At 72.9% G+C, this 17,357-nt stretch carries 13 protein-coding genes and 1 other RNA gene; 10 read left to right on the top strand and 4 right to left on the bottom strand.

Annotated features, from left to right (window positions below; genetic code table 11):
• Positions 1 to 52 precede the first annotated feature (52 nt).
• Positions 53 to 3,607, bottom strand: a complete 3,555-nt coding sequence (locus ACZ4MF_RS29365) for an FHA domain-containing protein (protein ID WP_467494862.1) — start codon at positions 3,605 to 3,607, stop codon at positions 53 to 55.
• A 316-nt stretch (positions 3,608 to 3,923) separates the two neighbouring features.
• Between ACZ4MF_RS29365 and ACZ4MF_RS29360 the strand changes: the two genes are divergently transcribed.
• From ACZ4MF_RS29360 to ACZ4MF_RS29345, 4 genes are all read left to right on the top strand, one after another.
• The gene (locus ACZ4MF_RS29360; RefSeq protein WP_467494861.1) at positions 3,924 to 5,585 is read left to right on the top strand and encodes a serine/threonine-protein kinase; all 1,662 of its coding nucleotides are present in this window, start codon (positions 3,924 to 3,926) and stop codon (positions 5,583 to 5,585) included.
• A gap of 143 nt (positions 5,586 to 5,728) precedes the next feature.
• Positions 5,729 to 6,949 carry a serine/threonine-protein kinase gene (locus ACZ4MF_RS29355; RefSeq protein ID WP_467494860.1) on the top strand — a complete coding sequence of 407 codons (1,221 nt, stop codon included), beginning with the start codon at positions 5,729 to 5,731 and terminating at the stop codon, positions 6,947 to 6,949.
• A 45-nt stretch (positions 6,950 to 6,994) separates the two neighbouring features.
• Complete coding sequence (prfB, locus tag ACZ4MF_RS29350) at positions 6,995 to 8,101, top strand: peptide chain release factor 2 (protein ID WP_467494859.1); 1,107 nt, start codon at positions 6,995 to 6,997, stop codon at positions 8,099 to 8,101.
• 297 nt (positions 8,102 to 8,398) lie between these two features.
• Positions 8,399 to 9,313, top strand: coding sequence for a hypothetical protein (locus ACZ4MF_RS29345; protein ID WP_467494858.1), 915 nt, complete (start codon positions 8,399 to 8,401; stop codon positions 9,311 to 9,313).
• A gap of 120 nt (positions 9,314 to 9,433) precedes the next feature.
• On the opposite strand, the gene ACZ4MF_RS29340 is transcribed toward ACZ4MF_RS29345, so the two are convergent.
• Complete coding sequence (locus ACZ4MF_RS29340; RefSeq protein ID WP_356031677.1) at positions 9,434 to 9,625, bottom strand: hypothetical protein; 192 nt, start codon at positions 9,623 to 9,625, stop codon at positions 9,434 to 9,436.
• Between the two features lie 261 nt (positions 9,626 to 9,886).
• On the opposite strand from ACZ4MF_RS29340, the gene ftsE reads away from it, so the two are divergent.
• The 5 genes from ftsE to ssrA all read left to right on the top strand — a co-directional run bounded on the left by ftsE (position 9,887) and on the right by ssrA (position 13,871).
• The gene (gene ftsE / locus ACZ4MF_RS29335; RefSeq protein ID WP_071377746.1) at positions 9,887 to 10,576 is read left to right on the top strand and encodes a cell division ATP-binding protein FtsE; all 690 of its coding nucleotides are present in this window, start codon (positions 9,887 to 9,889) and stop codon (positions 10,574 to 10,576) included.
• A 42-nt stretch (positions 10,577 to 10,618) separates the two neighbouring features.
• Positions 10,619 to 11,536: a permease-like cell division protein FtsX gene (ftsX, locus tag ACZ4MF_RS29330; RefSeq protein WP_356031675.1), complete on the top strand. Its 918-nt coding sequence runs from the start codon at positions 10,619 to 10,621 to the stop codon at positions 11,534 to 11,536.
• Between the two features lie 67 nt (positions 11,537 to 11,603).
• Positions 11,604 to 12,812, top strand: coding sequence for a S41 family peptidase (locus tag ACZ4MF_RS29325; protein ID WP_467494857.1), 1,209 nt, complete (start codon positions 11,604 to 11,606; stop codon positions 12,810 to 12,812).
• Positions 12,813 to 12,869: 57 nt separating this feature from the next.
• Complete coding sequence (gene smpB / locus ACZ4MF_RS29320) at positions 12,870 to 13,412, top strand: SsrA-binding protein SmpB (RefSeq protein WP_356031748.1); 543 nt, start codon at positions 12,870 to 12,872, stop codon at positions 13,410 to 13,412.
• Between the two features lie 90 nt (positions 13,413 to 13,502).
• Positions 13,503 to 13,871, top strand: a transfer-messenger RNA (tmRNA) gene (gene ssrA / locus ACZ4MF_RS29315).
• 61 nt (positions 13,872 to 13,932) lie between these two features.
• Here ssrA and ACZ4MF_RS29310 read toward each other — a convergent pair.
• Positions 13,933 to 15,135, bottom strand: coding sequence for an MFS transporter (locus ACZ4MF_RS29310; RefSeq protein ID WP_467494856.1), 1,203 nt, complete (start codon positions 15,133 to 15,135; stop codon positions 13,933 to 13,935).
• 84 nt (positions 15,136 to 15,219) lie between these two features.
• Here ACZ4MF_RS29310 and ACZ4MF_RS29305 point away from each other — a divergent pair, with 84 nt between their 5' ends.
• A complete protein-coding gene (locus tag ACZ4MF_RS29305) occupies positions 15,220 to 16,188 on the top strand; it encodes a LysR family transcriptional regulator (protein WP_467494855.1) in 969 nt (322 codons plus the stop codon).
• 50 nt (positions 16,189 to 16,238) lie between these two features.
• Here ACZ4MF_RS29305 and ACZ4MF_RS29300 read toward each other — a convergent pair whose 3' ends face one another.
• Positions 16,239 to 17,318 carry an ABC transporter substrate-binding protein gene (locus tag ACZ4MF_RS29300; RefSeq protein ID WP_467494854.1) on the bottom strand — a complete coding sequence of 360 codons (1,080 nt, stop codon included), beginning with the start codon at positions 17,316 to 17,318 and terminating at the stop codon, positions 16,239 to 16,241.
• Between the last annotated feature and the right edge of the window lie 39 nt (positions 17,319 to 17,357).

The raw sequence follows: 17,357 nt of genomic DNA, 5'->3' as shown, positions 1-17,357 counted from the left end.
ATGCGAGCGGGTTCGAGCCGACCGTGAAACGCGCGTCGGCGCGAGGGGGCGGTCAGAGCAGGGACGGCACCTGGGCCGCCGACACCTCCCGGGCCGCCCGCTCCACCGCGCTCGCCAGCAGCGCCAGGTCCGTGGGGCCGTTGCCCAGCTCCCGCACCGGCCGGCGGGCCGGCGGGTCGCCCATGCGGGCCCAGTCCAGCGGGACGACCGTGGGCCGCTGGGTCGCGGTGCGCGGGATACGGCCCGTCACCCGGCCCGCCTGGAATCCGGTGGCCCGGCCGCCGGGTGCCGCCAACCGGCCGCGCCCCGGCGCCGGTTCGTCCGGACCCGTCGTCGGGACGTCCAGCACGACCCGCAGCGTGGCCCGGCGCGCCGGCTCCGTCTCCGCCGTACGGCCCCCCGCACCGGCCGCCGCCACCAGGTGCACGCCGAGCCGCTCGCCCTCCCGGGCCACCGCCTCCAGCGCCCGCATCACCGACCCCGCGGCGGGCCGGCCGGGCGAGCCGAGCGCGGGCGAGACCAGCGCGTCCAGATCGTCGACGACCACCACGAGCCGGGGCAACGGCGGTGCCGCCTCGGCCCGCCCGCGCGCGGCGGCGCCCGGCCGCAGCCGCAGGGTGGAGCTGGGCGGGGCCTCTATGTCCCCGGAGGAACCGGCCGAGGCCGTGCGCTGCGCGACGATACGGCCCGACAGCGTGCGCCCCGCGTGCCACTCGGCGAAGTCCGACCGGCCCAGCAGCTCCGCGCGCCGCTTCAGCTCGGCGGCCAGCGACTGGGCGAACTCCCGCATCCGCACGGGGTCGTTGGCGATGAGGTGAGTGGTGACATGCGGTATGTCGGTGCACGCGCGCAGCCCTTCACCGCGCCCGGCGCCGCCCCCGACCCCGTCCCGCCCGTCGATCAGCACGACGCCCAGCCGGTCCGGCCGCTCGGCGGCGGCCAGCGAGGCCACCAGGGAGCGCAGCAGCTCCGTACGACCGCTGCCGGCCGGCCCCTCGACCAGCAGATGCGGCCCGTCGGCCACCAGGTCGGCGGTGAGCGGCCCGCGCGGCCCGGCACCGAGCACCGCCCGCGCCCGGCCGCCGAGCGCCTGCGTGTCGTCGGCGGCGTCCGCCCAGCGCGCCATCAGCGACGCCGGGGTGGCCCGGGCCAGCCCCAACTCGTCCAGCAGGCGGGCCGACTGGGGCAACGGCGTGGCCACGCGCGCGTGCGGCTCGACGACCGGGCCGTCCGGCCGCAGCGGCGCCAGCGCCCGCGCGAACCGCTCCGCCCAGGCGCCGGAGACGGCGTCGACGGCGGCGAGCACTCCGGGACCCACCGGCCCGCCGGGCGCGACCCGCACCAGATGCAGCGCGGTCGCGACGTCCCCGCCGAGCAGTGCCACGGCACCGCAGTGCCGCAACGTCGGCGTCGCCGCGCAGGCCGCCTCGTACGTCGCCGCCATGGGGGACTCCGCCGACGCGGGGCCGGTCTCGGCGAGACACACCACGTGCACCCCGACCCGCGGCCCGGCCACGGCCAGCCGCGCGAGAGCTTCCCGCAGGGCGGTCCCGCCGGGGTCGCCGTCCACGACGACGACCGTGTAGGGGCCGGGGAAACCGCCGGTATCGGCGAGATCCGCGCCGTCCTTCGCCCAGGAGGGGCGGCGCTCGGCGGCGGGGAAGGCGGTGTGCCCCGTGACGCCGGGCAGGGGGTGGCCGGCCGCCTGCTCATGGGCGGGCAGGCCGTGCGCCACGGCGGCCGAGCCGTGGGCGGACCGGCGCGGCGCGGGTGAGGGCGAGCCGGACGGGGGGAGGCCCGGGGCGTCCGGCGCGGCGTCCCGGACCAGGGCGGCGGACGTACCGGAGGCGCCGGGTGCGGCCGGGCCGCCGGGGTGGGCCGCGGTACCGGGTGCGGCGGGGGCGCCCGGCGGGGTGCTCTGGGCGGGACCCGCCGGTGAGGTCGGGGCGAGGGGCTCCGGGAGCGTGGCGCGCACGGCTGCGGTGCCCGGCGCTGTGCCGCCGGTGCCGGGCGCCGGGGCACCGGCGGGGCGGGCCGCGCTTCTGCCCGTGGCCGTGTGGTCGTCCAGCCGGCGCAGCAGCTCCTCCGCGCGGGCCGCGGCCTGCTCGCGGTCGTAGGCCAGCAGGAGGCGGCAGTCCTGGCCGTGGCCCGGCCGCACGTGCGGGAGCCAGCCCAGCCAGGACCACTCGGCCGTGCGCTCCTCGACGGGCCGGGAGCGGTCGGCGCTGATCAGCACGATCTCCAGCAGATCGGGGGAGTGCATCGCGGCGAGCTGGGCCAGCACCGCGCGGGCCAGCCCGGACAGCCGGGGGCGCGGACCGGCCAGGCCCAGCGAGCCCGCCTCGCGCAGCGCCGCCGTCACCGGCACGGCGGGCAGCAGGCCCGAGCCGTCCGGCGTGCTCCGGTCGGCCGTGCCGACCCGCACGGTCAGCGCCTCCGTGTGGCCCGGCCCGCGCTCCCACAGCCGGGGCCCGGGACCGAGCGCCGTCAGCAGCAGGGCGGCGGGATCCGGCCAGGTCTCCGGCTGCCGCGGGGCGTCGGCCACGGGGGCGGTGCCGGGGGAGCGGTCCGCCTCGGTGTCGTACGACTCCGCGCCCTCCGGATGCTCCGCCCGGCCCCCGGCCAGGCGCCGGGCCCACTTGCCGAGCCCGCGGCGCCGGGCGCTGTGCGGGGCGTCGGTGCCCCGGACGGGGGTGTTCTTCCGGCCGCCGCCCGGCGGTTCGCCCGCCCCGGCGATGCCGAAGCGCCCCGCGTGCGTGTCCCCGCCGAAAGCCGTGTCGCGCGCGCTCTCGATCCGCGGTGCCCCGCCCTGCCCGGGCACCAGGGGCGACTCCGCACGCCCGTGCTCCGGTCCCGCGCCCCCGGAGACACCGCCGTCGGCGCGGGCGCCGCCCGCGCCCGGCGAGGTGTCCGGGGCGCTGTCGTGCGCCGCGTCGCCGGGGACCCGCAGGCACCCCTCCCCGTCCGGCACCGTGCCCACCCGCGCCCCCGGCCCGGCGGCCGGGGTGACCCGCAGGGCCGACTCGCCGATGCGCAGCAGCCCTCCGGCCGGGACCCGCACCGGCCGCTCGCCGATCCGCACGCCGTCGAGCACCGTGCCGTTCGTGGAGCCGAGGTCGGCGACCGAGACGCGGCCGTCGGCGCCGACCGTGACCGCGCAGTGCAGCCGGGAGACGTCGGGGTCGTCCAGGGGGACGTCGGCGTCGGCCGAGCGGCCCACGCTGATCCGGCCGCCGTGCAGCAGATGGACCCCGCCCGCGTCCGGACCCGCGACGACGTGCAGCTGGGTGGGCGCGTCGTCCAGCTCGGGGTGCGGCTCGGCCGCCGCGGGAGCGCCGAGGGACAGCACGGCGCCGTCGACCAGTGGGGGCTCGCCGAGGGTGCAGCGGCGCGGGTCCAGGCGCTCGGTGCCGGCGTACAGGACGAGGCCCGGGCCGGAGGCGGCCTGGCCCTGGCCGCCCTCCGCGCCGACCGCCCCGGCCAGCGCGGACGCGACCGCGGCCAGATCCGTGCCCGTGGGCGCCGTGACCAGCACGTCGCGGCTCGCGGCGCGGCCCCGCTGCGGGGCCGGGCCCAGCGGGTCTACGACGGTCAGCCGGATCTGCATCCCCACCCCAACACGAGCACGTCGGCCAGTACTGGAAGGCATCCTCGCACCTGCCACTGACACCGCGCCCCGCACCCGGTAACAAGTGATCTTGATTGGTCGGCTCTGCCCCCAAAAGTGCCTGACCAATGGTTCGCCGGTGATCACTTGAGATCGGTCACGTCCGCTCCCCGGCAACCGACACACCGGTGCGCGCGTCTTTCCGTCGAACACATCGAACATCCTCGGGAACGCTTACGTAGTGCCCAGGAAGGCGGCACTACAGTGGGTCGGAACACCGGCAGTGAAGGCAAGCAAGCAGCAGGGAGCGCGTGACGTGCGGCCAGTCGGCAGCAAGTACCTGCTTGAGGAGCCGCTCGGACGCGGCGCCACAGGCACCGTCTGGCGTGCCCGCCAGCGGGAGACCGCGGGCGCGGAGGCGGCCGTGCCCGGGCAGCCCGGCGAGACGCTCGCGATCAAGGTCCTCAAGGAGGAGCTGGCGAGCGACCCGGACATCGTGATGCGCTTCCTGCGCGAGCGCTCCGTGCTGCTCCGGCTCACCCACCCCAACATCGTCCGGGTCCGCGACCTGGTCGTCGAGGGTGATCTGCTGGCCCTGGTCATGGACCTCGTCGACGGCCCCGACCTGCACCGCTACCTGCGCGAGAACGGCCCGCTCACGCCGGTCGCCGCCGCGCTGCTGACGGCCCAGATCGCCGACGCGCTCGCCGCGAGCCACGCCGACGGGGTCGTACACCGCGACCTGAAGCCCGCCAACGTGCTGCTCGCGCAGAACGACGGCCGGATGCACCCGATGCTGACCGACTTCGGCATCGCCCGCCTCGCCGACTCCCCGGGACTGACCCGCACCAGCGAGTTCGTCGGCACGCCCGCGTACGTGGCGCCGGAGTCCGCCGAGGGCCGCCCGCAGACCTCCGCGGTCGACATCTACGGCGCCGGCATCCTGCTGTACGAGCTGGTCACCGGCCGCCCGCCGTTCTCCGGCAGCACCGCGCTCGAAGTCCTGCACCAGCACCTGAGCGCCGAGCCGCGCCGGCCCTCCACCGTCCCGGACCCGCTGTGGACGGTCATAGAGCGCTGCCTGCGCAAGAACCCCGACGACCGGCCGAGCGCCGAGAGCCTCGCGCGCGGGCTGCGCGTCGTCGCCGAGGGCATCGGCGTGCACGCGAACGCGGCGCAGATCGCGGCCGCGGAGGGCGTGGGCATGCTGCTCGCCCCGGACCCGGCGCCGACGGCCGTACCGGGCGTGCCCGGCGCCGCCGATCCCACCCAGGTGCTGCCGACGAACGCCCCGCAGGCGTACGACCCGAGTGCCGCGACGAGCGTCCTGCCGCACACCGGCGGCCCGGTCGGCGCCGCCGACCCCACCGCCGTACTGCCGAACACGGGGGCCGCCGACCCGACGGCGGTGCTGCCGGGCACCGGCCCGCAGGGACAGCAGCCCGACCAGCCGCACCCCTGGCAGAACCAGCTGCGCGCCGCCCGGGACCGCAACGAACAGACGCAGGTCCAGTACCTGGCCCCGGAGGACGACCCGCTGCGCCACCGGCCGCAGCGCCAGGTCGCCCGGCCCCAGCAGCAGCCGCGCCAGGCCCCCCAGGCCCGCCCCCAGCAGCCGCAGTCGCGCGGCCGGCAGCAGGGCTACCAGCAGGGCTACGGCTACGGACAGCAGCAGCCCCAGCAGTACGCCCCGCCGCAGCAGCCGCAGCGGTACGCCCCGGAGCCGCAGCGCCCCGCGCGCGAGCCGCGGGAACCGCGCCGGCGCAGCGCCAACCCGATGAAGATCCCGGGGCTCGGCTGCCTGAAGGGCTGCCTGTTCACGATCGTCATCCTGGTCGTGGCGAGCTGGCTGATCTACGAACTGACCCCGCTGCACACCTGGATCGGCCAGGGGCGCAGCTACTGGCACGAGGTGAGCCACTGGGTCGGTCAGGTCAGCAAGTGGGCGAAGGATCTCGGCGGCTCGTCGGGCAATTGATCCCGGAACGCCCGCAACCCGACCGCGAGTTTGCGGATTTGTCGACATCTGGCGGGTGATTTCCGTCTCCGCGGTGAAGGTTGGCTCCTCGGACGCGTAGTTTTGACGACACCACGCGACAACGCGCGCCTGTAGGAGCAGTCTTGGCACGGAAGATCGGCAGCCGGTACACCGCGAACCAGATCCTGGGGCGGGGCAGCGCCGGCACGGTGTGGCTGGGCGAGGGGCCGGACGGACCCGTCGCCATCAAGATGCTGCGCGAGGACCTCGCCTCCGACCAGGAGCTCGTCGGACGCTTCGTCCAGGAGCGCACCGCGCTGCTCGGCCTGGAGCACCCGCACATCGTCACCGTGCGCGACCTCGTGGTCGACGGCAACGACCTGGCCCTGGTCATGGACCTGGTACGCGGCACCGACCTGCGCACCCGGCTGGAGCGCGAGCGACGGCTCGCCCCCGAGTCGGCCGTGGCGATCGTCGCCGACGTCGCCGACGCGCTCGCGGCGGCCCACGCCGCCGGGGTCGTCCACCGGGACGTCAAGCCCGAGAACGTCCTCCTCGACATGCAGGGGCCCCTGGGGCCGGGCGGGTCGCACCCCGCCCTGCTGACGGACTTCGGCGTCGCCAAGCTGATCGACTCGCCGAAGCGGACCAAGGCCACGAAGATCATCGGCACGCCGGACTACCTGGCCCCGGAGATCGTCGAGGGCCTGCCCCCGCGCGCGTCCGTCGACATCTACGCCCTCGCCACCGTCCTGTACGAGCTGCTGGCCGGCTTCACCCCGTTCGGCGGCGGCCACCCGGGCGCGGTGCTGCGCCGCCATGTCACCGAGACCGTCGTCCCGCTCCCCGGCATCCCCGAGGAGCTGTGGCAGCTGATCGTGCAGTGCCTGGCCAAGGCGCCCGCCTCCCGGCTGCGGGCCTCGGAGCTCGCGGCACGGCTGCGCGAGCAGCTCCCGACGCTGGCAGGGATGCCGCCGCTGGAGGTCGATGAGCCGGACCAGGCCGAGGAGGCGGCGGAGCAGGAACCGGCGGCCGCGCCGGCCGAGCCGGCCCGGCGCCGGGGCGCGGTCTCGCTGGTGCCGGGCGCCAAGCCGGACTCCAACCGGGACACGCACACCTCGATGCGGGTGCCGGGCCCGGACGAGCTGGCCGGCGGCGCCCACGGGACCGCGCGCGTTCCCCGGGCCACCGGTGCGCCCCGGCCGGGTTCGGCACGCCACCGGGCGGTGGTGCGCCGGCGCCGGATCACGCTCGGCGTGGCCGGAGCGGTCGTGGCGGCGGTGGTGGGCGTCGGCGCCTACGCGGCCTCCTCCTCCGGCGACGACGGGCCGGCCCGGGACACCCACAGCACGCAGGCGCCCTGACCGCGCCCTGCCCGGGCTCCTTGCCACAGCCGTTACGCTGGAGGCGTGGCAGTCGTCGATGTATCCGAAGAGCTGAAGTCCCTCTCCTCGACCATGGAGTCGATCGAGGCCGTCCTGGACCTCGAAAAGATGAGGGCAGATATCGCCGTGCTCGAGGAGCAGGCGGCCGCGCCGTCCCTGTGGGACAACCCGGACGAGGCGCAGAAGATCACCAGCAAGCTCTCCCACCTCCAGGCCGAGGTCAGGAAGGCGGAGGCGCTGCGCGGCCGGATCGACGATCTCGCCGTCCTCTTCGAGATGGCCGAGGAGGAGGACGACCCGGACACCCGTGCCGAGGCCGAGTCCGAGCTGGCCTCCGTCAGGAAGTCGCTGGACGAGATGGAGGTCCGCACCCTCCTGTCCGGCGAGTACGACTCCCGTGAGGCGCTCGTCAACATCCGCGCCGAGGCCGGCGGTGTCGACGCCGCCGACTTCGCCGAGAAGCTCCAGCGCATGTACCTGCGCTGGGCCGAGCAGCGCGGCTACAAGACCGAGCTGATCGAGACGTCGTACGCGGAAGAGGCCGGCATCAAGTCGACGACCTTCGCCGTCCAGGCGCCGTACGCCTACGGCACCCTCTCCGTCGAGCAGGGCACGCACCGTCTGGTGCGCATCTCCCCCTACGACAACCAGGGCCGCCGTCAGACCTCCTTCGCGGGCGTCGAGGTGCTGCCCGTGGTCGAGCAGACCGATCACATCGAGATCGACGAGTCCGAGCTGCGGGTGGACGTCTACCGCTCCTCCGGCCCCGGCGGCCAGGGCGTGAACACCACCGACTCCGCGGTGCGGCTGACCCACCTCCCCACCGGCATCGTGGTCTCCTGCCAGAACGAGCGCTCCCAGATCCAGAACAAGGCCACGGCGATGAACGTCCTCCAGGCCAAGCTGCTGGAGCGCCGCCGCCAGGAGGAGCAGGCCAGGATGGACGCCCTCAAGGGCGACGGCGGCAACTCCTGGGGCAACCAGATGCGTTCGTACGTCCTGCACCCCTACCAGATGGTCAAGGACCTGCGCACCGAGTTCGAGGTCGGCAACCCGGAGGCCGTGTTCAACGGCGAGATCGACGGGTTCCTGGAGGCCGGCATTCGCTGGCGCAAGCAGCAGGAGAAGTGACTTTGTCGACATGACAACTGCCGCCCGCGAGGCGGCAGTTGTCGTTATGTCTGGGTTTTACGTCACAGTTACAGGTTCCAAGCCGTCGCATAAACGCCCCCAACGGACAATGGGCCCGCAATGCCCTTGACGTTGCTTTGAAGAATGGGAAGAGTTGCACGCGGCATGCGTACTTGAGGGGCGCATGTGAACCGGGGGAATGAGTTGACGCGCTTCGTCACCGGCTGCCTCCCGTCGATCACGGCAACGCCCCACGCGCCGCCTCATTGACGAACAGCTACTGGGGGTAGCAACCATATGACGAAGAAGACGCGGATCCGGGTCGCGCGGATAGCCGCGGGCGCCGTGATCGCGGCCGGTGCGTCACTGACCGCAGCCGGCGCGGCCTCCGCCGCGGGCATCGATGTCCAGGCCGGCCCGATCAGCCTGGGCGTGCACACGGACGCCGGGAACGACAGCGGCGGCACCGACGGCGGCTGCCCGGTCGCCGTCTGCACCACCGGCGGCACCACGACCGGCGGAGACTCCTCGACCGGCGGCACCAGCACCACCGGCGGTACCAGCACCACCGGCGGTGACTCCACCACCGGTGGCACCTCCACCACGGGCGGTGACTCCGGCACCGGCGGCACCAGCGCCACCGGCGGGGACTCCTCGACCAACGGCGGCGTCACCATCGGTGGTCTCGTCACCGGCGGCGACAGCTCCACCGGGGGTTCGAGCAGCACGGGTGGTGACAGCGGCACCGGCGGCACCAGCTCCACGGGCGGCTCCAGCTCCACCGGTGGCACCAGCAGCACGGGCGGCTCCAGCACAACGGGCGGCTCCAGCACCACCGGTGGCACCAGCTCCACCGGCGGCACCAGCACCTCGGGTGGCAGCTCCACCGGCGGTTCCGGCTCCACCGGTGGCACCGGCACCACGGGCGGCTCCGGCGGCACCGGCGGTTCGAGCAGCACCGGCGGCAACAACGACAAGCCCCAGGGCGGCAACAACAACGCCACCCAGGACCAGGGTTCCTCGAACCTGACCGACACGGGCTCCGACAACGGCAACAAGGCCCAGGCCCAGGGCGGTGACAAGCAGCTCGCCGAGACCGGTGCCGGTCCGACCGAGTTCCTGCTCATCGGCGCCGCGACGATGATCGCCGGCGGCATCGGCTTCCGTGTGCTGCCGCGTCTGATGAACGGCCGGGGCGGCGCCGCCGCCTGACCGTGACCCCAAGGTCACACCGCGTACGCACGCCGTGCGCGCGAGGGCCCGGAGCTTGGCGCTCCGGGCCCTCGGTCGTCTCTACGGCGTTCTCGCGCTGTTCGCGCCGACCGCGCCGATCTACGCGGTCTGGTGCGCCAGCAGCGCCACCGCGGTGATCAGCACCGCCAGCAGCGCGATCAGCGCCATCGGGTTCACCCCGCCGAGGAAGCCCTCCTGCTGAAGTCGCGCGCGGTTGGCACGGCACACCGGGCACCGGCCCTCGCTCACGGGCGCCGCGCAGTTCGCGCACACCAGCCGGTCGTACGTCATGCGCTCGCCCTCCTTGCACCGGTCATCACTTGTGGAACGTTCACAGGAACGAGAACGTTCCCACTCCACTGTGCCAGGTTCCCGCAAGCGGTGCGCAGGGCACCGGGAGAGCGGGCGGAAGCACGGGAGGGAACACGGGACGCAAACAGGTCGCGGTACAAAAACGTACAAGTCTTGCCCAAGCTCTCCCCGCGACTGCACTTGCACACCCGGGTCGCGTATGGTCACGCTCATCTACCCCCGGCGACCCGTGGTGCATCCGTGATCCGATTCGACAACGTCTCCAAGGTCTACCCCAAGCAGAACCACCCCGCACTCAGGGATGTCTCCCTGGAAGTGGAGAAGGGCGAGTTCGTCTTCCTCGTGGGGTCCTCCGGCTCCGGAAAGTCCACCTTCCTGCGGCTGATCCTCCGCGAGGAGCGGTGCAGCCACGGCCAGGTGCACGTGCTGGGCAAGGACCTCGCGCGCCTCTCGAACTGGAAGGTGCCGCAGATGCGCCGCCAGTTGGGGACCGTGTTCCAGGACTTCCGGCTCCTGCCGAACAAGACCGTCGCGGAGAACGTGGCCTTCGCCCAGGAGGTCATCGGCAAGTCCCGCGGCGAGATCCGCAAGTCCGTGCCGCAGGTGCTCGACCTCGTCGGGCTCGGCGGCAAGGAGGACCGCAGGCCCGGCGAGCTGTCCGGTGGTGAGCAGCAGCGCGTGGCCATCGCGCGGGCCTTCGTCAACCGGCCCAAGCTGCTCATCGCCGACGAGCCCACCGGCAACCTCGACCCGCAGACCTCCGTCGGCATCATGAAGCTGCTCGACCGCATCAACCGGACGGGCACGACCGTCATCATGGCGACGCACGACCAGAACATCGTGGACCAGATGCGCAAGCGCGTCATCGAGCTGGAGAAGGGCCGCCTCGTTCGCGACCAGGCCCGCGGCGTCTACGGCTACCAGCACTGACACTGACCGCACCCTGTTCCCGAAAGGCCTGAAGAACCCGCCATGCGCGCCCAGTTCGTCCTGTCCGAGATCGGTGTCGGTCTCCGCCGCAATCTGACGATGACGTTCGCCGTCATCGTCTCCGTCGCCCTGTCCCTGGCCCTCTTCGGCGGCTCGCTGCTGATGAGCGACCAGGTGTCCACCATGAAGGGCTACTGGTACGACAAGGTCAACGTCTCGATCTTCCTGTGCAACAAGCACGACGCGGAGTCGGACGCCAACTGCGCCAAGGGCGCGGTCACCGATGACCAGAAGAAGCAGATCCTCGACGACCTGCACAAGATGACCATCGTCGAGAAGGTGTCGTACGAGTCGCAGGACGAGGCCTACAAGCACTACAAGGAGCAGTTCGGCAACTCCCCGCTGGCCAGTTCGCTCACGCCGGACCAGATGCAGGAGTCGTACCGCATCAAGCTGAAGGACCCGCAGAAGTACCAGGTCATCGCGAGCGCCTTCAACGGGCGTGACGGCGTGCAGTCGGTGCAGGACCAGAAGGGCATCCTGGACAACCTGTTCCAGCTGCTGAACCTGATGAACCGCGGTGCGCTCGGCGTGATGGCGATGATGCTGATCGTCGCCCTGCTGCTGATCGTCAACACCGTGCGCGTCTCGGCGTTCAGCCGCCGGCGCGAGACCGGGATCATGCGCCTGGTCGGAGCCTCGGGCTTCTACATCCAGGCGCCGTTCATCATGGAGGCCGCGGTCGCCGGACTCATCGGCGGCGGCCTCGCCTGTGTCGCCCTGGTGGTCGGCCGGTACTTCACGATCGACCACGGCATGGACCTCGCCCACAAGCTCCAGCTCATCAACTTCGTCGGCTGGGACGCGGTGTTGACGAAGCTGCCGCTGATCCTCGCGACGAGCGTGCTGATGCCCGCGCTGGCGGCGTTCTTCGCGCTGCGCAAGTACCTGAAGGTGTGACGCATGCCAAGAGGGCCGTACGGGCATCTGCCCGTGCGGCCCTTTTCGTTGTCCTAGACTCACGGCCATGTCAGGCCGAGAACTGTGCCGAGACCTGTTCTGTCCGCCCCGCCGCATCCGCCGCGGGGCCGCCCTGACATTGGTCTTCGCCGGCGTCCTGGTCACCGGCGCCGCCACCGGCTCCTTCCCGGAGACCATCGACACCGTCCCCACCGCGCACGCGCGCAGGTCCGCCGCCGGCCCGTCGCACCCGACCACCCGGCACGAGGACGTCCAGAAGGCCGCCGCCGACGCGATGGCCGACGGCAAGTCCCCGATGGAGGCGGCCGAACGGGCGGTCAGCCGCAGCGGCGACCGCTGGGGCGCGGTCTACTCCGAGGGCGAGTACCAGGAGTTCCAGGAGGCCCTCGACGGCAGATACACCGGCGTCGGCCTGTCGGCGGGCCGCGAGCAGGACGGCCGGATCGAGGTGACCAAGGTCCAGCCCGACTCGCCCGCCGCCCGCGCCGGCATCCGCCAGGGCGACCGGCTCATCAGCGTCGACGGCGGCAGGGTCGACGGCCGCCCGGTCACCGACGTGGTGTCCTTACTGCGCGGCGACGCCGACGACGCGGCCGCCGGTACGACCGTCACACTGGGCCTGCAACGCGGCACACGCACGTGGACCGAGAAACTGCGCCGGGCCAGCCTGTCCACCGACTCGGTGACCGTCTCCCAGCTGCCCGGCGGGGTCACCGTCATCAGGATCGCCGCGTTCACCAGGGGCTCCGGCGACGCCGTGCGCGCCGCGGTCCGTGCCGCCCCCGCCGACGGCGGGATCATCCTCGACCTGCGCGGCAACTCCGGCGGACTGGTCAACGAGGCCGTGGAGACCTCCTCCGCCTTCCTCGACGGCGGCCTCGTCGCCACGTACGACGTCGACGGCGCCCAGCGCTCCCTGCACGCCGACCCCGGCGGTGACACCGGCCGGCCCCTGGTCGCCCTGGTCGACGGCGGCACGATGAGCGCGGCCGAGATGCTCACCGGCGCCCTCCAGGACCGGGGCCGCGCGGTGGTGATCGGCTCGCGCACCTTCGGCAAGGGCTCCATCCAGATGCCGACCACGCTGCCCGACGGGTCGGTGGCCGAGCTGACCGTCGGCCACTACCGCACCCCCTTGGGCCACAGCGTCGACGGCCGCGGGATCACCCCCGACCTGGATGCCGGGCAGGCCGACGGACAGGCCGCCGTGGAGCGGGCCGAGACCGTGCTCACCGGCCTGGGCGACCCCGATTAAAGGCTGGCCGCACGACCCCTCCGTAGTGCGAAAATGGACGGCACTATGAGCAAGGGAATGTACGTACCCAAGGAGTCCCAGCCCAAGCAGGGCGGCGGGGCCGCCAAGGCCAGGGACGGCGAGAAGGGCGGCAAGCGCAAGATCGTCGCCCAGAACAAGAAGGCCCGGCACGACTACGCGATCATCGACACCTACGAGGCCGGTCTCGTACTCACCGGCACCGAGGTCAAGTCGCTGCGCGAGGGACGGACGTCGCTGACCGACGGCTTCGTCCAGATCGACCGGGGCGAGGCGTGGCTGCACAACGCCCACATCCCGGAGTACCACCAGGGCAGCTGGACCAACCACTCCGCGCGCCGCAAGCGCAAGCTGCTGCTGCACCGCGAGGAGATCGACAAGCTGGAGTCCAAGGCCCAGGAGACGGGTCACACGATCGTGCCGCTCGCCCTGTACTTCAGGGACGGCCGCGCGAAGGCCGAGATCGCGCTCGCGCGAGGCAAGAAGGAGTACGACAAGCGGCAGACCCTGCGGGAGAAGCAGGACCGGCGCGAGTCGGACCGCGCCATCGCGGCGGCGAAGCGGAGGCAGCGCGGCGTGTAGGCCGGGAATACGGTGGCATCGGCGTGGGTTGGTCACGTACGATGGCACCAACACCGGTTGAACGCGGTGTGCGCATTGAAAACACAACATGGGGATGATCGGTTTCGACAGCGGCTGTCGAAGCAGGGGAAGCGTGTCGAGGAAGCGGCAATGATCTCGTAAACCATATGTCGCAAAAAATAATCGCCAACACCAAGCGCGATTCCTTCGCCCTCGCTGCCTAAGTAGCGACTTGCGAAGTGTCAGCCCGGGGCTGTTCCCGACCCGGATCCTGGCATCAGCTAGGGAACTAAACCTTGATCCCGGTCACGGGGTGAAGAGGGAAATCCAACAGTGACTGAGCCCGTCGGCGACTTGTTCGCGTGATCGCCGGGGCTGAGAAAATCACAGCGAACTGCACACGGAGAAGCCCTGATTCCGCACCGTTGGACGCGGGTTCGATTCCCGCCATCTCCACCAACCCCTTCGGGGGTACCCCATGTGGGCAAAGGCCCCGTCGCTTCGAGCGGCGGGGCCTTCGTCATGCCGGCGTACGGCGGGCCGACGCGGTGTGGACGAGCAGCGCGAGCGTGGCCGCGGCGGCCGGGACGGCGAGGGCGGCGCCCGGGGAGAGGTGCTCGGCCGCCCAGCCGCCGGTCGCCGAGCCGCAGGCGATGCCCGTGAGCAGCCCGGTCACCACCAGGCTCATGCCCTCGTTCAGCCGGTCGGCCGGGGTGCGCCGCTGCACCAGGGTCATCGCCGTCACCATCGTCGGCGCGGTCGCCATGCCCGCGACCAGCAGCGCGCCCGCGAGCGCCGGCAGCGAACCGGCCGCCCCGGCCGCCGCCCACGGCAGGGTCATCAGGACGGCCATGGCGGCCAGGCAGTGGCCGAGCCGGACCCCCGCGGGCCTGCGCGCCCCGAACACCAGGCCCGCCGCGCACGAGCCCGCCGCCTGGAGCGCGAGCACGGCACCGGCCACCGCGCGGTGCCCGTGCGCGTCGGCGAAGGCGATCGTGCCGACCTCCATCGAGCCGAACACCATGCCGGTCGCGACGAAGCAGGCCAACAGCGGCCGGACGCCGGGGCTGCGCAGCGGCGACGGCGCCTTCGAACGCGTGCCGGCCGGCGGCTCGGTGGCGCGCTGCGCGGTGAACAGCAGCATGCCGGCGAGCAGCAGCACCGCCCCGGTGAGCGTGCCCGCCTCCGGGAAGAGCGTGCCGGTCAGGAAGGACGCGAGCACCGGGCCGAGCATGAAGCACAGCTCGTCGGCGGCCTGCTCGAAGGCGTTCGCGGTGTGCAGCGCACCGGGGTCGTCGCGCAGCAGATGGGCCCAGCGGGCGCGGGACAGGCCGCCGATGTTGGGGGTGGCCGCGGTCGCGGCGTAGGCGGCGAACAGGGTCCAGTCGGGAGCGCCGAAGCGCACGCACAGCAGCAGCGCGAGGCTGCCGAGCACGGAGACCAGCGTGGCGGGCACGGCGATCCGGGCCTGCCCGTGCCGGTCGATCAGCCGGGCGATCCAGGGCCCGGCCAGCCCGGTCGCGGCGAGCCCGGTCGCGGTGACGGCACCGGCGAGGGCGTACGAACCCCGGGACCCGGCGATCATCACGACGGCGCTCACGCTGAACATGCCCATGGGCAGCCGGGCGAGCAGATTGCCGGTGGTGAACGCGCGGGTGCCGCGGCGGGAGAAGAGCCGGCGGTAGGCGCTTCGGCGCGCCAGCGTGGACATGACGGAGGACATGGCTGCACCCTCGCCCAGGGCGGATCAAGGGGTCCAACACCTGCTCGGCGCCCATTCACGCACCTGTGTTGTAAGTTCGCGGTCATGCCCGCCCACCTGGACCCGAGACTGCTGCGCGCCTTCGTCGTCGTCGCCGAGGAGCTGCACTTCACCCGGGCCGCCGCCCGGCTGTACGTCGCCCAGCAGGCGCTCAGCCGTGATGTGCGGCGGCTGGAGCGGGAGTTGGGCGCCGAGCTGTTCCTGCGGAGCACGCGGCAGGTGACGCTGACGGCCGACGGCGAGCGCCTGCTGCCGTACGCGCGCCGGGTGCTTGAGGCGCAGGACGAGCTGCTGGCGGCCTGCACGTCCTCGGGGCAGGCCCGCCCGCTGCTGGTGGACCTCAACTCGCCGGGCCTCGTCACCGGTCGCCGGGTGCTGCACCGGGCCCGTGAACTCGCCCCCGACTGCGAGCTGATGGCCCGCTACGAGAGCGGTCTGACCGGAGCCGCCGAACAGATCCTGTCGGGCCGCCTGGACGTCTCCTTCGGCCGGTTCGCCGGCCTGGACCCGGCGCTGCGGTCGGGGCTGGAGCGGCAGCCGGTGCGCTACGAGCCGATGGCCGTCGTCCTGCCCGAGGAACACCCCCTGGCCGCGCTGCCCGGGATACCGGTGGCCGGGCTGGCCGGGGAGACGGTGTACGCCGGTGCCGGCAATCCGCGCACCCCCGAGTGGACCGACCTGGCGTCCCGGCTGTTCGAGGGGTACGGCATCCGGCTCGCCCCGTCGCTGCCGCTGGCCGTCGGGGACGAGGAGTTCGAGCGGATCATGGGCAAGACCCGGTATCCGGTGCTGGCCGTGGTGGACTTCCCGGCCCTGCCCCGCACGGTCCGCCGCCCGCTCGTCGACCCCGTCCCGCTGTCGCCGGTCTCGCTGGTGTGGCGCAGGGGCCTGGTCCATCCCGGGCTGGACGCGCTGCGCGCGGCGGCGGCGCAGATCGCGGCGGCGCAGGGATGGCTGCGGCGGCCGGAGGGGAGCTGGCTCCCGGCGACGGACGAGATGACGACGACCGGCTGACGGGGCCACCGGTCGTCTTCGACCGGGTGGCCCCGTCAGCGGATCGAGGATCAGCCGTTCGCGCCCGCCGGGGTCGTGGTGGTCTTCAGGCCCTCCAGCTTGTTGGCCTGGATCACGAAGTCGTTGGTGAACGTCTTGCCCAGGTCGATCGAGGAGGTGGCGTTGCCGACCATCACCTCGGTGGCCAGGACCGTCTTCGGGCCGCCCGCCGGCATGAGGCCGTCCGGGAGGAACTGCCCCTTGTCCTGGTTCAGGGCCGTGATGTAGTCGGCCTTGGTCACCAGCTGGTTCTGCACGAACGACTGCGGCAGCTTGTCGGCGATGTCGGCCGCGCTGTGCGTGTTGATCCAGTGCATGGTGGCCACGAGGGCGTCGACGACCTTCTGCGTCGCGTCCTTGTGCGAGTTCACCCAGTCGGTACGGGCGATGACGCTGGCGGCCGGCCAGGCGCTGCCCAGCGCGGCGGTGGCGCCGTCGGTGGTGGCCAGGTCGATCGCGGAGGTGCCGACGCCCTTCTTCTCCATCGCGGCGACCGTCGGCTGCGTCGTCATGACACAGGCGGTCTTGCCGTTCTGGAGCGCGGCGACGGCGGTGGAGCCCGCGCCGACCCCGATCCGGCTGAAGTCGCCGGTCTTGAGGCCCTTCTTGGCGGCCAGGAACTTGGTGAGGGTGTCGGTGCCCGAACCCAGGTCGGTGACGCCGAGCGTCTTGCCCTTGAAGTCGGCGGCCGAGTGGACGCCGCTCTTCGGGGTGCACATCTCCCGCTCGCCCGGCGCACCGGACAGCTGGATGACGTCCTCGACGGCCTTGCCCTTCGCCTGGAAGTCGATCGTGTGGTTGTACCAGGCGCCGGCCATGTCCACCTGGCCGGAGGCCATGGCGTCCTCGGCGCCGGTGCCGCCGTCCTGCTCGGTGCTCAGCACGACGTTGACGCCGTACTTCTTGTAGAAGCCGAGCTGCTCGGCGAGCTGGTAGGGCAGGTAGATCTGCTTGTCGATGCCGCCGACCATGATCTTGACGGTCGGGGTGCCGCCGGAGCCGGACGAGCCACCGGAGCTGCTGGAACACGCGGTGGCCGCGCCGAGGGCGAGGGCGGTGACGATCGATGCGGTGAGGACTCTCTTCAGCATGGCGGCTCGTACCTTTCGGACATGCGAGGGGGACGCGGG

Source organism: Streptomyces sp. NPDC025793 (assembly GCF_055558375.1).
The sequence above is the reverse complement of the archived record's forward strand: the minus strand, read 5'-3'. Positions and strand labels throughout refer to the sequence as shown.

What these genes read in the sequence shown, in the direction of transcription:
- ACZ4MF_RS29325 (WP_467494857.1), top strand. Translation starts at nt 11,604, where the DNA reads ATGTCAGGCCGAGAACTGTGCCGAGACCTGTTCTGTCCGCCCCGCCGC.
- ACZ4MF_RS29305 (WP_467494855.1), top strand. Translation starts at nt 15,220, where the DNA reads ATGCCCGCCCACCTGGACCCGAGACTGCTGCGCGCCTTCGTCGTCGTC.
- ACZ4MF_RS29310 (WP_467494856.1), bottom strand. Translation starts at nt 15,135, where the DNA reads ATGTCCTCCGTCATGTCCACGCTGGCGCGCCGAAGCGCCTACCGCCGG.
- ACZ4MF_RS29345 (WP_467494858.1), top strand. Translation starts at nt 8,399, where the DNA reads ATGACGAAGAAGACGCGGATCCGGGTCGCGCGGATAGCCGCGGGCGCC.
- ACZ4MF_RS29365 (WP_467494862.1), bottom strand. Translation starts at nt 3,607, where the DNA reads ATGCAGATCCGGCTGACCGTCGTAGACCCGCTGGGCCCGGCCCCGCAG.
- ftsX (WP_356031675.1), top strand. Translation starts at nt 10,619, where the DNA reads ATGCGCGCCCAGTTCGTCCTGTCCGAGATCGGTGTCGGTCTCCGCCGC.
- ACZ4MF_RS29300 (WP_467494854.1), bottom strand. Translation starts at nt 17,318, where the DNA reads ATGCTGAAGAGAGTCCTCACCGCATCGATCGTCACCGCCCTCGCCCTC.
- ACZ4MF_RS29340 (WP_356031677.1), bottom strand. Translation starts at nt 9,625, where the DNA reads ATGACGTACGACCGGCTGGTGTGCGCGAACTGCGCGGCGCCCGTGAGC.
- smpB (WP_356031748.1), top strand. Translation starts at nt 12,870, where the DNA reads ATGTACGTACCCAAGGAGTCCCAGCCCAAGCAGGGCGGCGGGGCCGCC.